Source organism: Pseudomonas cistanchae, from assembly GCF_054483635.1.
In genome coordinates this window covers 629,098-649,811 of sequence record NZ_JBTLWN010000002.1, presented here as the reverse complement: position 1 = coordinate 649,811, position 20,714 = coordinate 629,098, and the positions used below count along the sequence as shown (strand labels likewise).

The 20,714-nt window shown below is 62.6% G+C and carries 13 protein-coding genes; 6 read left to right on the top strand and 7 right to left on the bottom strand.

Annotated features, from left to right (window positions below; translation table 11 throughout):
- Positions 1-16 precede the first annotated feature (16 nt).
- Positions 17-8,074, bottom strand: coding sequence for a DUF4347 domain-containing protein (locus ACX0MV_RS09830; protein WP_458982305.1), 8,058 nt, complete (start codon positions 8,072-8,074; stop codon positions 17-19).
- A 162-nt stretch (positions 8,075-8,236) separates the two neighbouring features.
- Positions 8,237-9,088: a sulfotransferase family protein gene (locus tag ACX0MV_RS09825; protein WP_458982304.1), complete on the bottom strand. Its 852-nt coding sequence runs from the start codon at positions 9,086-9,088 to the stop codon at positions 8,237-8,239.
- 474 nt (positions 9,089-9,562) lie between these two features.
- Here ACX0MV_RS09825 and ACX0MV_RS09820 point away from each other — a divergent pair, with 474 nt between their 5' ends.
- Entirely contained in the window at positions 9,563-10,111 is a 549-nt protein-coding gene (locus tag ACX0MV_RS09820; RefSeq protein WP_458982303.1) for a phage tail protein, read from the top strand.
- Between the two features lie 80 nt (positions 10,112-10,191).
- Positions 10,192-10,512, top strand: a complete 321-nt coding sequence (locus tag ACX0MV_RS09815) for a hypothetical protein (RefSeq protein ID WP_458982302.1) — start codon at positions 10,192-10,194, stop codon at positions 10,510-10,512.
- Here the strand turns inward: ACX0MV_RS09815 and ACX0MV_RS09810 are convergent.
- The 5 genes from ACX0MV_RS09810 to ACX0MV_RS09790 all read right to left on the bottom strand — a co-directional run bounded on the left by ACX0MV_RS09810 (position 10,505) and on the right by ACX0MV_RS09790 (position 16,017).
- The gene (locus ACX0MV_RS09810) at positions 10,505-11,008 is read right to left on the bottom strand and encodes a GNAT family N-acetyltransferase (protein WP_458982301.1); all 504 of its coding nucleotides are present in this window, start codon (positions 11,006-11,008) and stop codon (positions 10,505-10,507) included. The genes ACX0MV_RS09815 and ACX0MV_RS09810 overlap by 8 nt on opposite strands.
- A gap of 164 nt (positions 11,009-11,172) precedes the next feature.
- The gene (locus ACX0MV_RS09805) at positions 11,173-13,272 is read right to left on the bottom strand and encodes an efflux RND transporter periplasmic adaptor subunit (RefSeq protein WP_458982355.1); all 2,100 of its coding nucleotides are present in this window, start codon (positions 13,270-13,272) and stop codon (positions 11,173-11,175) included.
- Complete coding sequence (locus tag ACX0MV_RS09800; protein ID WP_458982300.1) at positions 13,269-14,588, bottom strand: efflux RND transporter periplasmic adaptor subunit; 1,320 nt, start codon at positions 14,586-14,588, stop codon at positions 13,269-13,271. The genes ACX0MV_RS09805 and ACX0MV_RS09800 overlap by 4 nt, the downstream gene beginning before the upstream one ends.
- Positions 14,585-15,367, bottom strand: coding sequence for an efflux RND transporter periplasmic adaptor subunit (locus ACX0MV_RS09795; protein WP_458982299.1), 783 nt, complete (start codon positions 15,365-15,367; stop codon positions 14,585-14,587). The genes ACX0MV_RS09800 and ACX0MV_RS09795 overlap by 4 nt, the downstream gene beginning before the upstream one ends.
- A gap of 83 nt (positions 15,368-15,450) precedes the next feature.
- Positions 15,451-16,017 (bottom strand): hypothetical protein, encoded by a 567-nt coding sequence (locus ACX0MV_RS09790; protein WP_458982298.1) that lies wholly within the window; start codon positions 16,015-16,017, stop codon positions 15,451-15,453.
- A 420-nt stretch (positions 16,018-16,437) separates the two neighbouring features.
- Here ACX0MV_RS09790 and hppD point away from each other — a divergent pair, with 420 nt between their 5' ends.
- The 4 genes from hppD (at position 16,438) to maiA (ending at position 20,569) form a co-directional block, all read left to right on the top strand.
- A complete protein-coding gene (gene hppD, locus ACX0MV_RS09785; protein ID WP_458982297.1) occupies positions 16,438-17,523 on the top strand; it encodes a 4-hydroxyphenylpyruvate dioxygenase in 1,086 nt (361 codons plus the stop codon).
- 94 nt (positions 17,524-17,617) lie between these two features.
- On the top strand, positions 17,618-18,757 hold the full coding sequence (locus tag ACX0MV_RS09780) for a homogentisate 1,2-dioxygenase (RefSeq protein ID WP_458982296.1): 1,140 nt from the start codon (positions 17,618-17,620) through the stop codon (positions 18,755-18,757).
- 129 nt (positions 18,758-18,886) lie between these two features.
- Positions 18,887-19,870, top strand: a complete 984-nt coding sequence (locus tag ACX0MV_RS09775; protein WP_458982295.1) for a fumarylacetoacetate hydrolase family protein — start codon at positions 18,887-18,889, stop codon at positions 19,868-19,870.
- A gap of 48 nt (positions 19,871-19,918) precedes the next feature.
- Positions 19,919-20,569: a maleylacetoacetate isomerase gene (gene maiA / locus ACX0MV_RS09770; protein WP_458982294.1), complete on the top strand. Its 651-nt coding sequence runs from the start codon at positions 19,919-19,921 to the stop codon at positions 20,567-20,569.
- Positions 20,570-20,714 lie beyond the last annotated feature (145 nt).

Below are 20,714 nucleotides of genomic sequence, written 5' to 3'. Positions count from 1 at the left end.
TTAGTAGTGGTAGTGATTACGCCTGTGGTGCGCCGGGCTCGAACTGACCCAATGCCAGCGCCAGTTCGCGCAGCTGACGCTGCTCGACTTCGCGTATCTCATGCAATTGCTGACCGAGCGTAGGCGCCCCAAAAACGCCACGCAGGCCTTGGCTGGCATCCCCGCTGCCGCGCCATTGTTTGCCATCGAAAACGTCCAGCGGCGCCGACTCGGGCATCGAGTCGCTGCCGAAGATGCTCGACAGCGTGCTGGAACCGAACACGCCGCCATCGCCGCCGCCGAAGCCAAGGAAGCCGACCCCGGAGCCATTGCCGCCGGCATCGATGGAGCTGGCAAATACCTGGGCGATAAAGCTCGGGGCAGTTGCGCCGTTATTGATGAAGATATTGCCCAGTGTCGGAATGCCGCTGCCGAGTGTCGGCTGCTCGAACAATGGCGGGGGCAGCAGGGGCGAATAGTTGGGCGGCGGCGGTAGCGCCGGCGCGGCTGGAGGTGTCAGCGGATTGGAAGAGGGCGGGTTCGGATCAGCAGGGGTCGCGAGAAATTCAGGATCAACGTTGCTGGTTCCCAGCGCGTAGACCTGACTGCTGATATTGGTGGTCAAGCTGTTACCCACTGCGTCGCCGATACCGCTGCCCGCGGCATTCAGGCTTATTCCCAGCGAACCGCTGCCGCTGACGTTAGCGACGGTGATTCGATAGGTGCGAGCGTCCAGTTGCACGACGGACTGCAGCGTGCCGACGGCGCTGCCGCTTCCGACAATCGAGAAGTCACCGACATCGACGCCGGTCACGTCTTCATCGAAAGTCAGGGTGAAGTTCACCGAGGTCGCCGAAGTGGGAGATACTTCGACCCGAACGAAGCTTTCTGCGACAGGCCCTGCGGCGTCGACCCGCACGTTGCTGGTGCTGCCGATGGCATTGAGCGAGGTGCTGGCGTTATTGCCCACCGCATCACGCAAGGTAGCGCCATTGAGGTCGAGGGTGCCGCCCACGCTGATGCCGTTGCTGTCTACCTGGCCACTGGCGACCGTCAGGCGGAATACCAGCGCCGAGGTGCCGGAGCCGGAAATGTAGTCAGCGAATACGGTGCCGCCGGTATCGAGGGTGACGGCGATACGCGGCGTTCCGCCGGCCGTATCGACCACCACGGCCTCGTTCAGGTTGACGGTAAAGTCGAGATTCTGACCGCCGACGTAGGTGCCATTGGCCGGCACGCTGACGCTGGTGATGGTTGGCGCGACACCATCGATGACGATATCGCTCTGCCCGCCGATGGAGCTGGCGCCGCCTACGGTGGGCAGAGTCAGGATTGCTGCGTCATTGCTGACGCTTTGGATGGTGGCGCCATTGAGGGCCAGGGCACCGGTAGACGAGTAATCCAGATCGGCGCTGACGTCGCCAGCTTGCACCGTGTAGGTGAATGTCAGGGTATTGGAGCCGGAGCCCGAAACGTAGCTGGCAACACGATCAGTCGTGCCGGTTTCAAGCAGCAGCGTGGGCACGCCACCGGCTACGGTTACCGCCTGATCAAAAGCCACGGTTATGGTGATGATGTCACCGGTCTTGTAACCACCATCCGGGTTGCTGACCTGAACGCTGGTCACGGTCGGATTGAGTGCAGCCACGTTGATGCTGATGACGTCCGAATCGGTCTGGGTCCCCCCTGAGCCATTTTGGCCAAGGTCGGAGGTGACGATCTGCAGGCTGGCCGCGCCGTTATAGCCGGGGGTAGGAGAGAAGATCAGCCCATTCAGCGCCGTGTTGATGTCGGCAACGCTGCCTTCGAAGGTCATGGTGCCGTCGTTGGCGCCACTGCCAACGATAAAGCTCAAGCCGGTGGTGCCGGGCAGCGTGATCAACCCGTTGCTGCCGGTCAGCGTCACCCGCAGGGTTCCGCTGCCCGCGTCGACATCGCTGATGGTGATCAGGTTGCCGTTGCCGCTGCTGAAGATCAGCGCGGCGTCCTGGTCGACCGCTTGGGCGCCGGGTACGCCGTTGACCGGTGCGTCGTTCACTGCGGTCACGAGCAAGGTCACGGTGGTCGAGCGATCTTCCGAACTGCCGGTGCCTGAGGTGCCCGGGTCGGTGCCGGCGTTGCCGCCATCGTCGATGTGCACGGTCAGGGTAACGTTACTGGTGCTGTTGGTTGCGGTGGTGAATTCGACGCCACTGGCGGCAATGAAGGCATTGATATCCGCCACTGAGCCGGTCAGGGTCAAGCTGGCGCTGCCCGCACCTGCAACGGTTACTCCACTGCCAGATGCTGCGGAAAGGCTGCCGGACAGGGTCGAGAGCGTAACGGTCACCGCGCTCGAGCCCGCATCCAGATCGGCGAAACTGATGCCGGTCAACGCCCCGGCTACGTCTTCAGAGACCGAGATGCTAGCGGGCGCGCTGATGGTGGGACGATCATTCACCGGGGTAACCGCAACGGTGGCCGCTATCGACGTGCTGCTGGTATCGGCACCCGCATTAGCAGTACCGCCGTTGTCGGTGATGCTGGTGAGCGTCACCACGCGGCTGCTGCCGCCGGGCGCGTCACTGTTGTTGCGGTAGCTCATCGCATCGATGACGGCCTGGGCATTGGCCGTGCTTAGACCACCGGCATTGTTCAGGGTGATGGTTGCAGTTGCGCCGGTGACGCTGACGGAGTAACCGACCAGATTGCCGCCGGTGGTGGTGCCGCTGGTGCCGTTGGTCAGCACGATATCCGTGCCATCAATGCTGAGGATTTCATTGGCGCCGTCGGTCAGGTTGGTCACCGTCAGCGTCAGACCGGTGATGGTCTGGCCGGCCTCGACGGTGCCTATTGAAACGCCACTGAACAGATCGACCGCTGTGCCGTTTTCGCTGTAGGTCGGCGTGCCGCCAGTAGCGGCTAGCGTCGGCGCGTCGTTCACTGCAGTCACGCTCACCGTAACGTCGGTGTTGCTACTGGTGCCGCCATCGCCGTCGTTGACCGTAACCCGTACGGTGCGTGTGCTGGTGGATGGGTCGGCTGTGTTGGTGTTGGCATAGGTCAGGTTGCGCACCAACGCCTGGACGGCCGCGGGAGTCGCGTTGCTATTAAGCGTGACCACCAGATCATTGGTACCCGTGCCGCCGCTGAAGGTGCCGATGACGATGCCCGCATAAGTCACATCGGCGCCCGAGACGCCAATCTGCCCGGCACCCGTCCCCTGGTTCTGAATCGCCAGTACATCCTCGCCACTGGCCCGGTTGGCGATGATCGACACGGTGAGATTGCCACCATTGAAGTCGCTCGAATCACTGTCGGTGACGGTAGTATTGTTACCAGAGTCCAGAACGACTGCAGCGCCCCCCTCGGTAACCCCTACGCTATCGCCGTCGAGGTTGCCCACTACCGGCGCGTCATTGATCGGTGCCGTCAGGGTGAAATCATTACCGGTAGCGCCAATATAACTGGCGGTCAGTAGGGTGCCGTTGCCACCTGCGGTGGTGGTGGCGCCTTCGCTCAGGCCGCTGAACGTACCGGTCAGGGCGTCTGCGGCATCGTTGACGATGAGGGTATAGCTGTCGCCATTGCCTGACACATAGCCGTGAGTGGCCGACAAGGTGGCGCCGCTGACATCCACCGTGCCGTTGACGATCACCTGGTCGTACTGGGTGCCTGCGGCGGTGCCATTGATTTCCACAGCGAGGGTGCTGCCAGAGGCCATCGTCAGGTTGCCGTTGACGGTCATGGTGCCCGCGCCGCTGTTGCCGGGTGAAAGCGTGCCGCCACTGTTGATTGTGACATTGCTAGAGATGCTGCCGCTGCCACCCAGGGTGGCGCCGGATCCCACGGTAGTGGTCGAGGTGGCAGATAAGGCACCATTGACGAGCAAGCTACCCGCATTGACGCTGGTTGCGCCGGTGTAACTGTCGGTCCCGCTCAGGGTCAATGTGCTGGTGCCGACCTTGGTCAGGCCGCCAGCACCGCCGATGTTGCCCGATAGCGTGGCATTGGCCGTGGTATTGACGCTGGCGGTGCCGCCACTGAGGGTGACGGCATTGTCGATGGTGGTGGCGCCGGTTACCGCGAGCGTGCTGCCGTTGGCGAGTGTCAGGGCGCCCGCGCCGAGGTTGCTGTCGGAGCCAAGGCTCAGAGTGCCAGCGCTGACGGTGGTGGTGCCCGAGTAGGTGTTGCTGGCGGACAGCGTCAGAGTGGATGCGCCTGACTTGGTCAGGTTGTTGGCACCGCTGATTATTCCGGACAGCGTGGCGTTGGCCGAGGTGCTGACGGTGGCATTGCCAGCCAGCGCTATGGCGTTATCGATATTGGTGGCGCCGGTTACGGCCAGTGTGCTACCGCTGGCCAATGTGAGCGCGCCGCTGCCGAGGTTGCTGTCGCTAGCGACACTTAGCGTGCCTGCGCTGACGGTAGTGGTGCCCGAGTAGGTGTTGCTGCCGGACAGGGTGAGCGTCGAGGCGCCTGCCTTGCTTAGATTGCTGGCGCCGCTGATGATGCCCGACAGGGTGGCGTTGGCCGAGTTGCTGACGGTGGCGTTGCCGTTGAGGACGATGCCGTTGTCGATAGTGGTGGCCCCAGTGACGGCAAGCGTGGTGCCGCTGGCGAGATTCACCGCGCCGCTGCCGAGATTGGCGTCGCTGGCGACACTCAGGGTGCCCGCGCTGACGGTGGTGGTACCCGAATAGGTGTTGCTGCCTGAGAGCGTCAGCGTCGAAGCGCCGGATTTGCTCAGGCCGTTGACGCCACTGATGATGCCGGACAGGGTGGCATCCGCCGAATTGCTGACCGTGGCATCGCCGCTAAGCGCGATGGCGTTGTCGATGGTGGTGGCGCCCGTGATCTCCAGCGTGGAGCCCGCCGCGAGCGTCACGGTGTTGCTGCCAAGGTTGCTGTCGCTGGTGACCGACAGGGTACCGGCCGACACTGTGGTGGTGCCTGAATAGGTGTTGGTGCCGGCAAGCGTCAGGGTGCCGCTGCCCTGTTTCACCAGGTTGCCAGTACCGGCTATGACGCCGGAGACTGTGGTACTCGTATTGTCGCCCCCTGCGCTCAGCGTGAAGCTGCCGAGGTTGACGGTGGCGGTGGCGCTGTTGCTGCCCAGGCTGCCGACAGTCTGGTCCGACTGCAGCGTGATGATGCTGTTGCCATTGGCGCGCAAAGCGCTACTGCTGGAAACCGAGGCGTCGCCGTTCAGTTTCAGCCAGCCGAAATTCAGCGTAGTTGTGTTACCGGTGTAGGTGTTAGTACCCGACAGGGTCAGCGCGAAAGTCGCCGCCCCACTCTGGTTGACACTCAGGCCACCTGTACCGCTGATGCCGCCGGAGAAGGTGGTATCGGTCGTGATGGTGCTGGTGAGCGTATTGCTGCCAAGCGTGACGGCGCCCGCACCGGACAGGTTGCCGATGGTTTCGTTGTTGGACAGTGCGAGCGTCGCACCACCGGCGACCGTGACACTGCTGTTGCTGGAAATGGCATCGCCACCGCTGACGGTCAGAGTGCCGGCGGATACGGTGGTTGCCCCGGAGTAGGTATTGGTGGCTGAAAGGCTGAGTGCTCCTGCACCCGCTTTAGTAAATGCACCGCTACCCGCGATAACACCGGAAAACGTGGCGGTATCGCCTGTGCCGTTGATGAATGTTTGAGTTGTCGCAGCACCGAGGGTGAGTGTGCCACTGGTCAACGACATGCCGTTGGCGGCATCCATGTCAAAGGTCAAGCTCTCATTCAGGCTCACACTGTTGATGGTCAGCGCTGTGCTGGCGAGGGAGCTAGCAAATGCTATGGTCTGACTGCCAGTGGCATCGGCAGCGGCAATCGCCACCGCCTCGCTGAAGCTCACACCGTTGCTCACGTTGATGGTGGCAGTGTCGGTGGTATTGGTGACGTAAATGGTGTCGCTGGTGACCGTCACATCGGCGGTGGTGCTGGCCGTCCCGTCGCTCAGGGTAAAGCGCAGCGTGGCATCGCCAGCAGGGGTGTCGCTGCGGTAGGTGATGCGTTGTGCAATATCGTTGACCAGTGCAGTGGTGGCAGCCGTGGCGCTGCTGGTAAAGCTGATGGTCAGCACACCGCCAGTGTTGGTGAAGGTGGCAAAGGTCTGGCCGCCGGACTGCAGGTTGCTGCCACTGACGCTAAAGAGCGCGCCCGAGAGATTGAAGCCGAAGGTATCTGTACTCACGGCCGTGCCGGGGCGCTGCACCGCCAGGGTTGCACCGCTCCAATTGCCAGCCCCGCCGTTCAAGGCTTCGAGATCGGTATCGCCCAGGTCGGCATTACCACCGGAATCCAGGGTGACTGTGCTGCCTACACCTGCCCAGGCAACGCTGTCGCCATTGAGGCTGCCTATGGTGGGGGTGGCGTTGGGGTTGTAGTTGGTGTCTAGCGTGCCCAGATTATAAATATTGGTATTGCCGCTCCCCGCGGAGCCGTTGCCCTGGCCGGAACCGCCAGAGCCACCCGCTCCCGCATTCGTGGCCAAATTGCTGTTACTGGTACTGTCTAGCTGCAATGTCGCGCCCGCAGCATTCCAGAGACCGCCAACACCGATGCCGCCGTTACCTCCGGCACCGACCTGTCCGCCAACCGCACCTGCGCCACCACCGCCCCCAGCACCGACGTTGTTGGAGACCGTCGAGGTGAGAATAGTCAACGTGCCGGCGTTGTAAACGGCTCCGACGGCATTGCCGCCCTTGCCGCCGGCACTCGCATAGGCCGCGCCGCCACCGCCGCCGCCGATAGACAATGTGCCGTTGCTGGCGGTGCCACCAGCCCCGCCACTGGCGTAACCACCCACCGCACCGCCCGCACCGCCAGTGGTCGAACCGCCGCGGCCACCATGCTTATCGTTGGTTGGCGTGTTGTAGTCGCCTCCGTTACCGCCCGTGCCCCCGCCGCCAGCGCTACCGGCATAGTTGGTGCCGCTCGTGCCACCAGTCCCGCCAGAACCGCCGCCAATGCCGGAAAGGCCGCCGCCGCCGCCACCACCACCACCGGCATACACGCCAGAACCGCCGCCCCCGCCACCACCGGAGGCTCCGCTGGCGGTGACAGTGACTCCGGTGAGGGTAAGGGTACCGGCATTGCGGATCGCACCACCAAGGGCATCGACACCCACAGAACCCTTGTTGCCACCGTTTGCAGAAATCAAGCCTTCGCGGATCGTCAGGTCGGCAATGTCGATGGTTCCAGAGCGAACCTCCAGCACTCGGCCATAGTAGTTGGCATCGAGTGAATAGCCGCCACCGATGATATCGAGCGCTTGGCCGTCGGTAATATTGATATCGACAAAGGTGCGCTGCCCGTCGGTGGCGCTGGCAAGCATGTCCCCGGTTCCAGTCGCACCGATATTGCCGATGAAGGTAATGGTGTCGGCCGCACCGTTGCTGGCCGATGTCGACAGTGCAGTGCGCAGCTCGCCGATGGTACTGACGGAGAACGTAGCGAGGTCGTAGTTGTAGTCCTGCAATTTTCCTACATCGAGCACCGCACTGGCACTGACGTCACCCACGACAATTTCCAGCTCCCAATCGCTACCGCGAGCGCTGCTGCCGGTGGCGTCATTGGAGGCGGCTACATCGGCACCGGTTGCCGTGGCGATGGCCGAAACGAATGCTTCGCCTTTCGCGCCTGCTGCCACATCGCAGCCATACAGCAAAATATCGCCATCGGCCTTTAATGCAGCGCCTATCTCGCTCAGTTGGCTGGTAAAAGCGCTGATATTTCCGCCATGCAGCGCGGCGTTACCCAGTAGGAGTACGCCATCGTCCCCGTGGGAAATGATATGAATCGCATCGATACCGCTGCGAGCCTCCAAGGCATCGGCGATCTGCTGCACGCCATTCTGATCGGTGCTCAACAAGACCACTTCGGCATCCGCTGAGACGGACCCCAGCAGGGCTTGGTAGTCCGGCACGCGTGTATCGACGAAGACGATTTCCTTACGGACGCCATTCTGGGTATCCGCCACCGCACCCGCTTGTGCGTTGTCGCTGGAGGTCTGGTTTGTTTCCGCGTTGGTAGCATTGCCGTGGGCGGCGGCCGCATCAGCGGTCGGAATATCGCTGGCAACAGTGGCAGCCACCGCGCCGTCAAACATCATACGGGGCTCGAGCGCACTGATCAGTGGCCGCCGGCATGACAGCTGATTGGCCTGCGCTGACTCGGACAAGTGAGCGTTCTTGCTTGCATCTGCCTGCTTGGATTTTACCCACCACATAACTCTATCCCTCGACATGGTGCTGTGACCGCGACTCTTAGCTGGTCAAGCGTTCTCGCTATTGATGCTTTGGGCTTCGCGGGAAGTCCTGATTACATGAGCCTCGCTGCTGCGCGAGTCCCTCCAGAAATTGAGCCCGGCGTATTGTTCAAACAGGTCGGGCGGCAGGATGGTGCGACGCGCCTCGACTTCCACCTTGGGCCGCACCTTGTGCAGTCCTTTCAAACCGAGTGCCTGGTCGAATTCGGGGGCGTCGTACTCGATATGCTCGAAATCATGCTCGAACCAGGGCTCTCCAAGGAAATCGTAGACCAGACGCAGCACCTTCTCGGGTGTCGCCGCTAGCAGGTCGTAGTCCACCAGCAGCAGTGACTTGGCGTGTTCACCATAATAGGCGTCCTTCAACGCCGCCCAGGCGAACCCGACCAGCCGGTTGCGCTGGGCCAGGGTATCGACCCGGCTGTATACGGTATTGCGTTCGACGTCGTCGCCGAACAGCTTGGTGTTCTCGTAGGGATTGGCGCGATAGAGCCGCTCGAGGCTGTCCATCACCCAGGCGACATTGCGCACACAGGCGACCACCTTGGCCTGCGGGAACAGATCCATAAGCGCCGGCAGCTTGGCGCACCATTGCCGGTTGGTGTCGAAGACGATGTCTTTACCGGCCTGTTCGGTGTAGTAATTGCTGAACAACCCGGACAGCAAACGCTTGCGCTGCTCCAGAGTGATCGCGGGGCCAAACTCGCTGCCGGCACTGAACTGACCGAGCAGCGCAGAGAACAGGCTGCCCACCGGGCTTGTCATGCCGGCATGGAAACGCGGGTTCTGTCGCAGCAAGGCAGCCAGCAGCGTCGAACCTGAGCGGGGCAAACCCGAGATGAAATGAAACGTCGGCACTACCTGCTCTCTTTTATAGATTCCATTAACCGCTTAATCCTAGTCGCCGTATTAGATTCTTACCAGCGCACAGCGATAAGTTCCGGTGTCTAGAATCCACTGGCGTGCGTGCTCCGCCCCTGGTTGCCGTCAACCCCTTACCCATGCGTGCGACCTTGCTATGTCACGGGACGGATTGCGTACGCCCCCTGATAGTCAACAACGCGAAGCATGCTATGCCAACGCGGGTCGCCATTCTGTTGGCCGGACTGCCCGCCGCCGGCAAGTCGACCTTGGCCGCGCCTTAGAAACGCGGCTTTTCACCCTCGCTGGGCAGTGCCTGGCCGCTAACAATTTAGCTATATCCGAGTATTTACTTACGGGGCTTTTCGACTACAACTTTCCGAGCGGCTCTTCGGCGTGCTCATAAAACCTCCTGCTGTAGAAGCCGCACCTTGATGCGGGTCGACCATACAAGAATCCGGAGTAGCATTCATGGAAGTATTCATCGGCACTATCCAACCCTTCGCCTTCAACTTCTCCCCACGTAACTGGGCGCTGTGCAACGGCCAAATCATGTCCATCGCCCAGAACTCTGCAATGTTCTCGCTGCTGGGCACCACCTATGGCGGCGACGGCCAAAACACCTTCGGCTTGCCCAACCTGCAGGGGCGGATGCCGATCGGTATGGGTCAAGGCCCGGGCTTGCCGAGCCACACCATCGGTGAGGCATCAGGTTCGCCATCGGCAATACTGACCAGCAACCAGATGCCTTCCCACACCCACGCCGTCCAGGTACAAGTGGGTAGCGCACCATCCAGTCCCACTGTCGCCCCCAGTGCAACCAATCAATTTCTCGCCTCTTCCAACCCAAACGGTCCGCTCGCTGCCGCAATCTGGTCGGATGCATTGTCCACACCCGTCAATATGGGCGGCGTACAGGCAGGCGTTGCCGGTGGTAATCAGCCGATGGATATCATGAACCCCTACCTGGCGCTGAACTTCAGCATCGCCATTCAGGGCCTGTTCCCTTCGCGCAACTGACTCAGCCTGGCCGACTCGCTTCCACGTCATACCGGCGGCGCTTTGCGCCGCCTACTACCCAGCCTGAAGGAACAAAAAAGATGCTGAATCTCATCAGCGCGGATCATTTTCGCCAACTGCAAGGCCAGGTCTGTGAGTTCGCCACGGGCACGGGTGAAAAACTCTTGCTACGGGTGGACTCGGTCGACTTGAAACCTAACGCTCGCATGCCCAGCGCCGCCGCGGAAACGCGCGTGCCGTTCTCGGTTGGGCTGACCGCCGTGCAACCGACCGGCTTTATGGATGGCGGCTGCACCGTGGAGCTACCGCAACTGGGCCAGGTATCGCACTTGATGGTGTTGCGTGAAGCGGCGCTGGATCGCGACCCTAGGCAGCACTACTTCCAGATCTTGTTCAACTGAACGCAACCGAGGGATACCACACCAAGCGGTCAGCTACCGGCTGGGTTTCCTCGACGCGGAAGCCCAACTCCAGGTACAGCCGCCTGGCCTGCACATTGTTGCGCCAAACCACAACCGCAACCGGGCTGGCGACTTGTTGCGCCGCGCGCTGCACCCCCTGCAGAACAATCTTGCTGTAACCCCGCCCGCGCGCGGCGGGAATCAGTGCGAGATAGATCAGACGCACCTCGTTATGACCGAAATCGACGGTCACAGCGCCAATCGCCGAGCCGGTTTTCTCGACAATAAAATGCATGGCATTGGGGTATTGGTTGCCCATTCCCGCCTGTTGTACCTGGTATTGGTTGGCGACCACCGTATCGATCAGTTCGGCTTCGCCATCGATCCATTGCAGATCCTCGCGGCTCGATTGATACAGTCCCTGCAGAAAAGGTTCGTCACTTGGCTTGGCCGGCCGCATGCCGATGCCGTCCGCCAGGGATGAAAGATTGCTCATGCAACACTCCTGTAATAGGTGCTACTTAACTCTGCCAGGCGCCGGCCGCAGGGTTTCGAACTGCGTCGCAGCCCAAGGGCAAACGCGAATAGACAGGTCGTGGGCTGGACTGCAGGGAACCGTTCCTTGCTCCAAGTGCTGATGGCAGCAGCGCTGTCATCGCCTTAGAAACCACTTTCCCTTACTCCCAGCGCTGCCACCCGACGCCACATGGCGCCTAAGATGGACTCGCTCTTGCCCTGCAGCACCACCACGCCCACCTGCGGCTGCTGCGGTGCCTGCAGTTCACCCCGCGGTACCAGGCGTACGCCGTATTGCCCCTGCTCGGGCGCGGGTCGTTGCTGCGCGTCGCGGCTCACGGCGATAGGACCGCCTTGATCCGAAGCCAACGCCGGATGATCGAGGTAGGCGGATCCTGCTACATCCACTTCGGTCAGTTGCACGGGTAAGCCAGCCAACCAGGGGTTGGCACTGCCGATAAACAGCCCCTGCGCGCCAACCTTAATGCGCCATAGCGATTCTTCGGACAGGTAACCGCGCAAGCGCGCCTGCTGTGCGACCACTCGCAGTAGCGGCTGTTGCGGCGCCAACCAGCGGCCGGCGGCCAGCTCGGTCGATAGATCGCGCACCACGCCTTTATGTGGCGCGCGCAGTTGCAGGCGCTCCCGTTGCGCGGCCAGGCCGCGGTAGTCAGCCACGGCTTCGGCCAACTGCTGTTCGAGGATGCCGGTATCCGCAACGGTTTCACTGCGCCCGGCGTGGCGCCTCAGCTGCAACTGGATGATCTCGATTTCGCTACGCACGATAGTCATGCGCGAGTCGAGGTCGGGCGACTCCAACTCCAGCAGCAAGGCGTCCTTGGCGACCGTTTGGCCGTCGTGTACATGCAGCTGCTTCAGGCGAGCCGATACCGGTGCATGCAGCGCAGTGGCGCGTGATGCTTCAAGCATCGCAGGCACCTCGACGTTGCTGCGCCAGGGCACCACCGCCAGGGCGATCAGTACCAACAAGCCGGCAGCGAAGCGCATCACCTTGGCCGGGTTGGCCCGTTGGCGACGCTGCCACCATTCACGCCATTCGTTCCAGATGGGCAGGCCGATAAACCACAGCAGTTCCACCAGCATCAGAACGATGCCCAGGGCTTTGAAGAACATGTGGTAGACGACCAGGGCGATACCGATAAACAAGGCCGCCCGCCATAGCCATGCGCTGTAACCCCACAGCAGCAGGCGGCGCTGCATCCCGGGGGACCAGGGTTCCGGCATCGGTTCGGCATAACTGAACAGGGCTTCGCGCAGCCGCCAGCGACACAGCGCGAAGGCGCGCGCTTGCAGGTTGTCCACGGCCCAGAAATCACTGAGCAGAAAATAACCATCGAAGCGCAGAAACGGGTTGAGGTTGATCACCAGGGTGGTGATCCAGGTTGCGCTGGCCAGCATGAAGGCTGCAGTGCGCCAGGGCCCGTCCGGCAGTAGCGACCAGGCCAGCAGGGCGATACAGGCCAGGAGCAGCTCGGCGAGAATGCCGCCGGCGCCGATCAGCAGGCGCGAGCGCTTGTCTTGCACCCGCCAGGCGTCGCTGACGTCGGTGTAGAACAGCGGGAACATCACCATGAACGCCAGGCCCATGCTTTGCACCCGGCAGCCGGCGCGTTTGGCCATGATCGCGTGACCGAATTCGTGGCACAGCTTGGCGAACGTCAGGGCAATGGCAAACGCCAGGGCGCCACCCAGGCTGAACAGGTGCGGGAAGGTCGCGAGAAAACGCTCCCAGTCGCGTGCCACCAGAAACACCCCGAGCACCATGACCAGCGGCAGACCGATGCGCAGCAGACCCGGTCCGAAACGCTCCAGCCACGGCCAGGCGCGATTGAGAAAGCCATCCGGTCGCCACAGCGGCACGCGGAAGAACAGGTACTGGTGCAGCAGGCGCTTCCAGGGTGTCTGCCGCTGCGCTGCGGCCTTGCCGGCGTAGCTGGAACGCTGTTCGGCATCCAGCGCGGCAATCAGGTCGTTGCCCCGTAGGAAGCGCAGCATGTCCTCCAGCTCTTCGCCGCTCAGTGGCGTGCCCGGCTCGCGGTTGGCGGCAGCAAGCACCTGCTGCGGATCGGCCAGCGACCAGTGGCGCAGCAGGCGGATAGCGGCTTCGCCCAGCTTGAAGTAGCGCCCGCGCACCGGGTCGGCCAGCGTCCACTGAGGCGCGCCGTCAAGCGCCGGTGAGGCCGGCGAGAGCTGAAGATCAGGCCGCAGTGCCGGCAGCATCAGAAACCTACGCTTTGCCGCAAGGCGGCGAGGGGGCGACGCAGCACGTACAGCGCCAAGGGTGCGCGCTGACCAAAGAGCTTGGCCGTGCCACGCAGGCCGATACGCGGCGGTGCTTCGACGAACGCGGCATCCAGGCGATAGGCCAATTGCCCAGCCGCGGTGGTTTGCGCTTCATAGGCGGAGCGTTCGAGGGTTGCGGCGTGGCGGTTCAATGGATCGCTGTCGAGAAACAGGGCGATCTGCGCGCCCGGTTGCAGTTCGATGGCATCGCCGACCGGCAGTTCGATGCGCAACTGCGCCTGGCTCGGTTCGGCAATCTCCATCAGCCGTTCACCGGTTTGCACCGGCTTGCCGATCCAGCGCTGGGCATCGGCGAACACCGCGATGCCGTCGCGCTCGGCGCGTACTTCGGTGCGCGCGAGCAAGTTGCGGGCATAATCGCGTTCCGCGCGTTTCTGCTCGACGCGGGCCGCGAACAGGTCGATGCGAGCACTGGACTCGGCGTCGGAAAAGGCGCGCTGGGCGTTGGCCTTGAGTTCCGCCTCCGCCACATCCAGGGTGCGTTCTGCAACATCGGCCTGGGCCTTGATGCTGGTCGCGTCGAAGCGCAGCAGGACGTCGCCCTTGGCGACCTGCTGATTCGGCTTGACCAGAAATTCGGCGATGACCCCGTCCAGCGGCGCCGCGACCACCCGGCCGCCCAGCGGAACCACTTCAGCCGGTGCCAGCACCGACTGGCGCACCGGCAGCAGCAACAGCAGCAGGGCAGCTGCCAGCACGGCAACGATTTTTTTCCGCGGCCAGCGCAGCCGCCAGGGTTTGCGCGGTTGCAGGGCCAGCCAGGCGTGGCTGTAGCAGTCGCCAAGCTGGCTCAGCAGGGGTTGTTCCGCGTCGCTCCAGGGCTGCTCGCGGGCGATCCACAGACCGCCAAACAGCTCGCCCTGGAGATCCAGCAATGGCAGCCAGAACACCGAACCGGCAGACAGGCTGCGCCAGTCTGCGAGGGTTTCCGCATTCATTGAGGCGGCGTCCACCACCTGGGGCTTGTGAGCCAACTGCTGGGCCTGCAGCTGGCCGGCGGCGCTTTCGACGAATGCCACGAACGGAGCATTCGGGTCGACGATGCTGATCCCGCTGACGGCCTTCACGCGGCCGGCAATCAGCAACGCGGCATGGCGAAAGCCGAACAGCGCCTGACTGTCGTTAACAATCGCGTAGGCCAGGCTTTCGATATTCCTGGCTGCCCGCGCTTGTTGCTGCAGGGCGAGGAATTGGGCGAAGACATGCTCGACCGGGCCGGTGACCTGGGCGGTCATGGCGCCACCGCGAATCGTGCGCTGCCGCTCATGCCAGCCAGCAGGCCCTGGCTGTCGGCGGGCAGGGTGCCGATCAGCAGCAGGGTCTGACTGCCTTCGTCGATGCGTGCGCCCAGGCGTTTGATTTCCGCCTGAAGCGGCTGACCGGTTTCGTCTGGGGTGAATTCGAAGGTTTCACCCTGCTTGAGCGAGCCCAGCCAGCTGGACGGAATGAGCAGGTGAATTTCCAGCGTGCGGTTATCGACTATTTCCAGCAGCGGCGTGCCGCTGGCCACGCTCTCGTGGGGTTGCACGCGGCGACTGACCACGCGCCCGTCGAAGGGTGCGGTCACGCTGCAGCGCCGGACCTGTACTTGATAAACCTGGGCCTGAGCCTGGGCTTCCGCCTGGCGGGCCTGCGCCACTGCCACCTGATAGCGGCCGACCGAGTTCAGCGATGCCAGTTGCTGGTTGTGCGCCAGCTCTTCGCGGGCCGCGCGAGCCGCTGCCTGGGCTGCATTCAACTGGGCCTGGTAGGCGCTGCAGTCGAAGCGCACCAGCAGCGCATCCTTCTTGAAGTCGTCGCCGTCCTGGACAGGCATTTCGAGGATTCGCCCGGCCAGTTCGCTGGACATCACGGCCTGGTTGCGGGCACGTAGAACGCCGCGGGCGGTGCGTTCCGCAGGAGCGGTGGTGACCGGGCTGTCGAGCAGCGGGTCAGATTCCTGCGCGGTGGCTGGGGTGGCGCCCAGGCAGAAGAGGCCAAAGGCCAGGGTTATCCAAGGCTCGGTTCGTCGCATGGTTGCGCTCCCTGCAAATTCGGTCCACGCGAGTGTACGGGAGAAGCCTTTAGGCGCGAAACCGAAAGCCAAGCGGGCGAGCGTCAGGGCGTCGTGCTTTTGCCGGAGGCCCATTGTTCGAGTTTTTTCGCCCGTGCCCGGCTTTCCGCCAGAGTTTTGTCGAGTGCTTCGTGGTAATCGTCCAGCCAGCTGCGCGAGCCGGAAATCATCCCCGCCAGGTCGCGCATGCCGGCCTTCAGTGCGGTCAGGCTTTCCTGATAGCTGAGTTCCTGGCTGAGCAGGGTCTTCGCCACCTGCTGGGTCAGCACGCCGTTATCGCTGGTGACCGGCGCGGCCTGCGGCTTGCGGTCCTGCAAAGCGGTGAGCAGTTCCTGCTGTTCGCCGAGGGTCTGTTCCAGCTGGGTCAGCTGCTTTTCCAGGCTCAGGGCCTTGCTCTGCAGCGTTTCGAACTGCTCGGGGGTGACATAGCTCTGGTCGTCGTCAAACAGGTCCATCAAGCCCGCAGTGATCCAGCTCGCGAGCACGATGACCGCCACGACTGCCAGGCCGAACAGCATGATGCGGTCGAGCTTGTGGCTTTTTTCCAGGGCCGCAATCCGTTGTTCGTCGCTCAGCACCTCGGTGCTGGCCTCGGGGCTTTCGGTACTCATGGCGATACTTCCTGGGCGCTGATTCAATTAATGGCATTAGGCTATCAGAGTTTGATTGCCTAGATAGAGAGTGGCACAGGCCATCGATGCATACCGGGACTTTTAGTGTTCGAGGGCGTTTGCCGAGCTGCAAGCTGACTTGAGTCGAGCGGACCTGGCAGGCTATCGGGCCGCGCTGTAAAGCTAGCGTTACGCTATGGCAAGGGTTTCACCGTGCGATCGTCGCCTCGAGGGCTGTCGTCGTGACTGTAAGGTTTTATTGCCACTGGTCGTGTGGCGGCGGGCATTTCCTTGGCTCGTGGCCGCTTGTGAGGTCGGCTTCGCTCAGTTGTGATGGGGTTATTCAGGCTGCTCGCCGTGACAACTACGCGAAGGCAACCACGCCATGACAACTACGCCACGACAACAACAGGAGGCGCAATGAACGCCGTGAACAAGATCGAACAGCACAACCCCATCGGTACCGACGGTTTCGAGTTCGTCGAATACACCGCACCGACGCCCGAAGGCATCCAGCAGTTGCGCCAGCTGTTCACGGCCATGGGCTTTACCGAAACCGCCAAGCATCGCTCCAAGGAAGTCTGGCTGTTCCAGCAGAACGACATCAACTTCGTGCTCAATGGCAGCCCCACCGGGCATGTGCGCGAGTTTGGCCTGAAGCATGGGCCGAGCGCCTGCGCCATGGCGTTCCGGGTCAAGAATGCGGCTCAGGCGGCAGCCTATGTCGAATCCCAGGGCGCCACCCTGGTGGGCAGCCACGCCAATTTCGGCGAGCTGAACATTCCCTGCGTTGAAGGCATCGGCGGTTCCTTGCTCTATCTGGTGGATCGCTACGGCGACAAGAGCATCTATGACGTCGACTTCGAATACATCGAAGGCCGCACACCAAATGACAACGCGGTCGGCCTGAAAGAACTCGATCACCTGACCCACAACGTCAAGCGCGGGCAGATGGATGTGTGGTCCGGCTTCTATGAGCGCATCGCCGGTTTCCGCGAGATTCGCTATTTCGACATCGAAGGCAAGCTCACCGGCCTGTTGTCGCGGGCGATGACCGCGCCGTGCAGCAAGATCCGCATCCCGATCAACGAGTCGGCCGATGACAAGTCGCAGATCGAAGAATTCATCCGCGAATACCAGGGTGAGGGCATCCAGCATATCGCCCTGAGCACCGACGACATCTACGCCACCGTGCGTCAGCTGCGTGCCAATGGCGTGCAGTTCATGGTCACCCCCGGCACCTATTACGACAAGGTCGACACCCGCGTGGCCGGCCATGGCGAACCAACCGATGTGCTGCGTGACCTGAACATTCTGATCGACGGCGCGCCGGGCGATGACGGCATCCTGCTGCAAATATTCACCAACACGGTGATCGGCCCGATCTTCTTCGAGATCATCCAGCGCAAGGGCAACCAGGGTTTTGGCGAGGGCAACTTCAAGGCCCTGTTCGAGTCCATCGAAGAAGACCAGATCAAGCGTGGCGTGATCAAGGCCGAGCAGTGATGCCGCAAGTGCGTAGGGTACGCCGTGCGCGCCAGCATGTTATCCGGTGCGCACGGCCTGGTCGGCCCCGCGACACCCTACAGGGAGTCTCGTTATGAGTCGCAAATGGATCAGCTTCCCCCTGCGTGAAGGCGAGTGCTCGCGTCAGGCGCACTGCGATTTTCCCGAGGGCACCTATGAGCGAGAAATGGGCCGCGAAGGCTTTTTTGGCCCGACCGCCCACCTGCACCACAAGCACCCGCCGACTGGCTGGGTCGATTGGCAAGGGCCGCTGCGCCCGCATGCGTTCGACTTCAACCAGATCGCCAGCGAGCGCGACTGCCCGCTGGAAGCGCCACTGACGCTGCATAACGCCGACATCAAATTGCGCGTATGGAAAACCAATGGCGCCATGCGTCATCTGGTGCGCAACGCCGATGGCGACGACCTGTTGTTCATCCATGACGGGGCCGGGCACTTTTACTGCGACTTCGGCCACCTGGAGTACCGCGATGGCGATTACCTGGTGATTCCGCGCGGCACCGCCTGGCGCATCGAGGCGACCCAGCCGACCTTCATGTTGTTGATCGAGAACACTGACGGCGCCTACCAGCTGCCGGACAAGGGCTTGCTCGGCCCTCAGGCGATTTTCGATGCGGCGGTGCTCGATCATCCGCGCCTGGACGACGCCTTCAAGGCCCAGCAGGATGAAAACACCTGGCAGATCCGCATCAAGCGGCGCAACCAGATCAGCACCGTGACTTACCCGTACAACCCGCTGGATGTGGTCGGCTGGCACGGCGACAACACCGTGGTACGGCTCAACTGGCGCGACATCCGCCCGCTGATGAGTCACCGCTACCACCTGCCGCCGTCGGCGCACACCACCTTCGTGGCCAACGGCTTTGTGATCTGCACCTTCACGCCGCGCCCGGTGGAAAGCGACCCTGGCGCGCTGAAAGTGCCGTTCTATCACAACAATGACGACTACGACGAAGTGCTGTTCTACCACCGCGGCAACTTCTTCAGCCGCGACAATATCGAGGCCGGCATGGTCACGCTGCACCCGTGCGGCTTCCCCCACGGGCCCCATCCCAAAGCGCTGAAAAAGAGCCAGGAAAGCCCGGCGACCTTTGTCGAGGAAGTGGCGGTGATGATCGATACCCGTCGCGGCCTGGAAGTTGGCGACGCCGCGGCTGCGGTGGATGTGCCCGAATACGTGAACTCCTGGCGGGCGCCGGGCAAAGATAAGTGAAGTAGGGGGCGGGGCCGGCCAGGTCGGGTGGACCGCTACCTTGAAGAACAGCTTTGGTGCGCATTGCCTGGGCGGCCCCGCACACCCTACGGATTTGAGTGCGCATCGCACACCCTACGAGGCTAGAGCATGAAACTCGCAACATTGAATCAAGGCCGTGATGGCGTGCTGGTCGTGGTTTCCCGTGACCTTAGTCGCGCGGTGAAGGTCCCGCAGATCGCTGCCACCCTGCAGGTCGCGCTGGACGACTGGGCGATCAAGCGTCCGCACCTGGAAGCCATGTACCAGCGCTTGAATGACGGCCTCTGCGAAGACGCATTCGTCTTCTATCAGGCCGACTGCCACAGCCCGTTGCCCCGGGCCTATCACTGGGCCGATGGCAGCGCCTACGTCAACCACGTTGAACTGGTGCGCAAGGCGCGCGGCGCGGAAATCCCGGAAAGCTTCTGGCACGACCCGCTGATGTACCAGGGTGGCGCTGACAGTTTCATTCCGCCGCACAGTCCCATCCTCATGGCGGACGAAGCCTGGGGCATCGACCTGGAAGCCGAGATCGCGGTGATCACCGACGACGTGCCGATGGGCGTGACGGCGGCCGAAGCGGCTGGCCATATCCAGTTGCTGATGCTGGTCAACGACGTGTCGCTGCGCAACCTGATACCGGGCGAACTGGCCAAGGGCTTCGGCTTTTACCAGAGCAAGCCGTCGTCGAGTTTCTCCCCGGTGGCGATCACCCCGGATGAACTGGGCGACAGCTGGAAGGACGGCAAGGTGCACCGGCCACTGGTGTCGCATATCAACGGCGCGCTGTTCGGCCAGCCGAATGCCGGCGTTGACATGACCTTCAACTTCCCGACCCTGGTGGCACACGCAGCCAAGACCCGGCCGCTGTGCACCGGCACCATCATCGGTTCCGGCACGGTATCCAACTACGACCGCAGTGCCGGCTCATCCTGCCTGGCCGAGAAACGCATGCTTGAAGTAATCGCCGACGGCGAGGCGAAAACACCGTTCCTGGCATTCGGCGACCGGGTGCGCATTGAGATGTTCGATGCCGCCGGGCATAGCCTGTTCGGCGCTATCGACCAGGTGGTGGAAAAATATGAGGGGTAGGGTGGATGTCGCTTTCTACATCCACCCCACAGCCACAGGATGTTCGGCATGTTGAAACTCTATTCCTACTGGCGCTCCAGCGCCGCCTACCGGGTGCGCATCGCCCTCAACCTCAAGGGGCTGCCTTATCAGCAGGTGCCCGTGCACCTGGTCAAGGACGGCGGTCAGCAACGCTCGGCTGATTACCGGGCGCTCAACCCGCAGCAACTGGTGCCGCTGCTGGTGGATGAAGGCAATGGCGACGCACGCATTGCGCAGTCCCTGGCGATTCTCGAGTACCTGGAGGAGGTTCATCCGACACCCGCATTGCTGCCCGCCGATCCGCTGCAACGCGCGCGGGTACGGGCGCTGGCGCTGCATATCGCCTGCGACGTGCACCCGCTGAACAACCTGCGCGTGCTGCAATACCTGTCTACTGAGCTGAACCTGGGCGAGCAGGCGAAAAACGCCTGGTATCAGCATTGGGTGCACAGCGGGCTGACCGCCGTGGAGCAGGGCCTGAGCGTCTTCGACGGTCGCCTGTCGCTCGGCGAACGGCCGGGCTATCTGGAAGCCTACCTGATTCCGCAGTTGTACAACGCCCGCCGTTTCAATTGTGATCTTGCGGCCTATCCGCGGTTGCTGGCGATGGCCGAGCGTTGTGACAGCCTGGCTGCGTTTCAGCAGGCAGCGCCAGAGGTGCAGCCCGACGCGCAGTAAGCCGGCCGGCTGGCGACGGAAAAGGGCGTACGGCGTGAAGCGTGCGCCTTTTTTATTGGCGTTAAACCGCCGCTTTGCCCTACAGATCGGCGGAAAGATGCCGATAGCCATCTCGATACCGCCGTAAGCGCCGCAGCTGTATGCC

Excerpts from the sequence above, each read along its gene's own strand:
- ACX0MV_RS09830 (WP_458982305.1), bottom strand. The coding sequence starts at position 8,074 with ATGATGTTTGACGGCGCGGTGGCTGCCACTGTTGCCAGCGATATTCCG.
- ACX0MV_RS09820 (WP_458982303.1), top strand. The coding sequence starts at position 9,563 with ATGGAAGTATTCATCGGCACTATCCAACCCTTCGCCTTCAACTTCTCC.
- ACX0MV_RS09815 (WP_458982302.1), top strand. The coding sequence starts at position 10,192 with ATGCTGAATCTCATCAGCGCGGATCATTTTCGCCAACTGCAAGGCCAG.
- ACX0MV_RS09810 (WP_458982301.1), bottom strand. The coding sequence starts at position 11,008 with ATGAGCAATCTTTCATCCCTGGCGGACGGCATCGGCATGCGGCCGGCC.
- ACX0MV_RS09800 (WP_458982300.1), bottom strand. The coding sequence starts at position 14,588 with ATGACCGCCCAGGTCACCGGCCCGGTCGAGCATGTCTTCGCCCAATTC.
- ACX0MV_RS09795 (WP_458982299.1), bottom strand. The coding sequence starts at position 15,367 with ATGCGACGAACCGAGCCTTGGATAACCCTGGCCTTTGGCCTCTTCTGC.
- ACX0MV_RS09790 (WP_458982298.1), bottom strand. The coding sequence starts at position 16,017 with ATGAGTACCGAAAGCCCCGAGGCCAGCACCGAGGTGCTGAGCGACGAA.
- hppD (WP_458982297.1), top strand. The coding sequence starts at position 16,438 with ATGAACGCCGTGAACAAGATCGAACAGCACAACCCCATCGGTACCGAC.
- ACX0MV_RS09780 (WP_458982296.1), top strand. The coding sequence starts at position 17,618 with ATGAGTCGCAAATGGATCAGCTTCCCCCTGCGTGAAGGCGAGTGCTCG.
- ACX0MV_RS09775 (WP_458982295.1), top strand. The coding sequence starts at position 18,887 with ATGAAACTCGCAACATTGAATCAAGGCCGTGATGGCGTGCTGGTCGTG.
- maiA (WP_458982294.1), top strand. The coding sequence starts at position 19,919 with ATGTTGAAACTCTATTCCTACTGGCGCTCCAGCGCCGCCTACCGGGTG.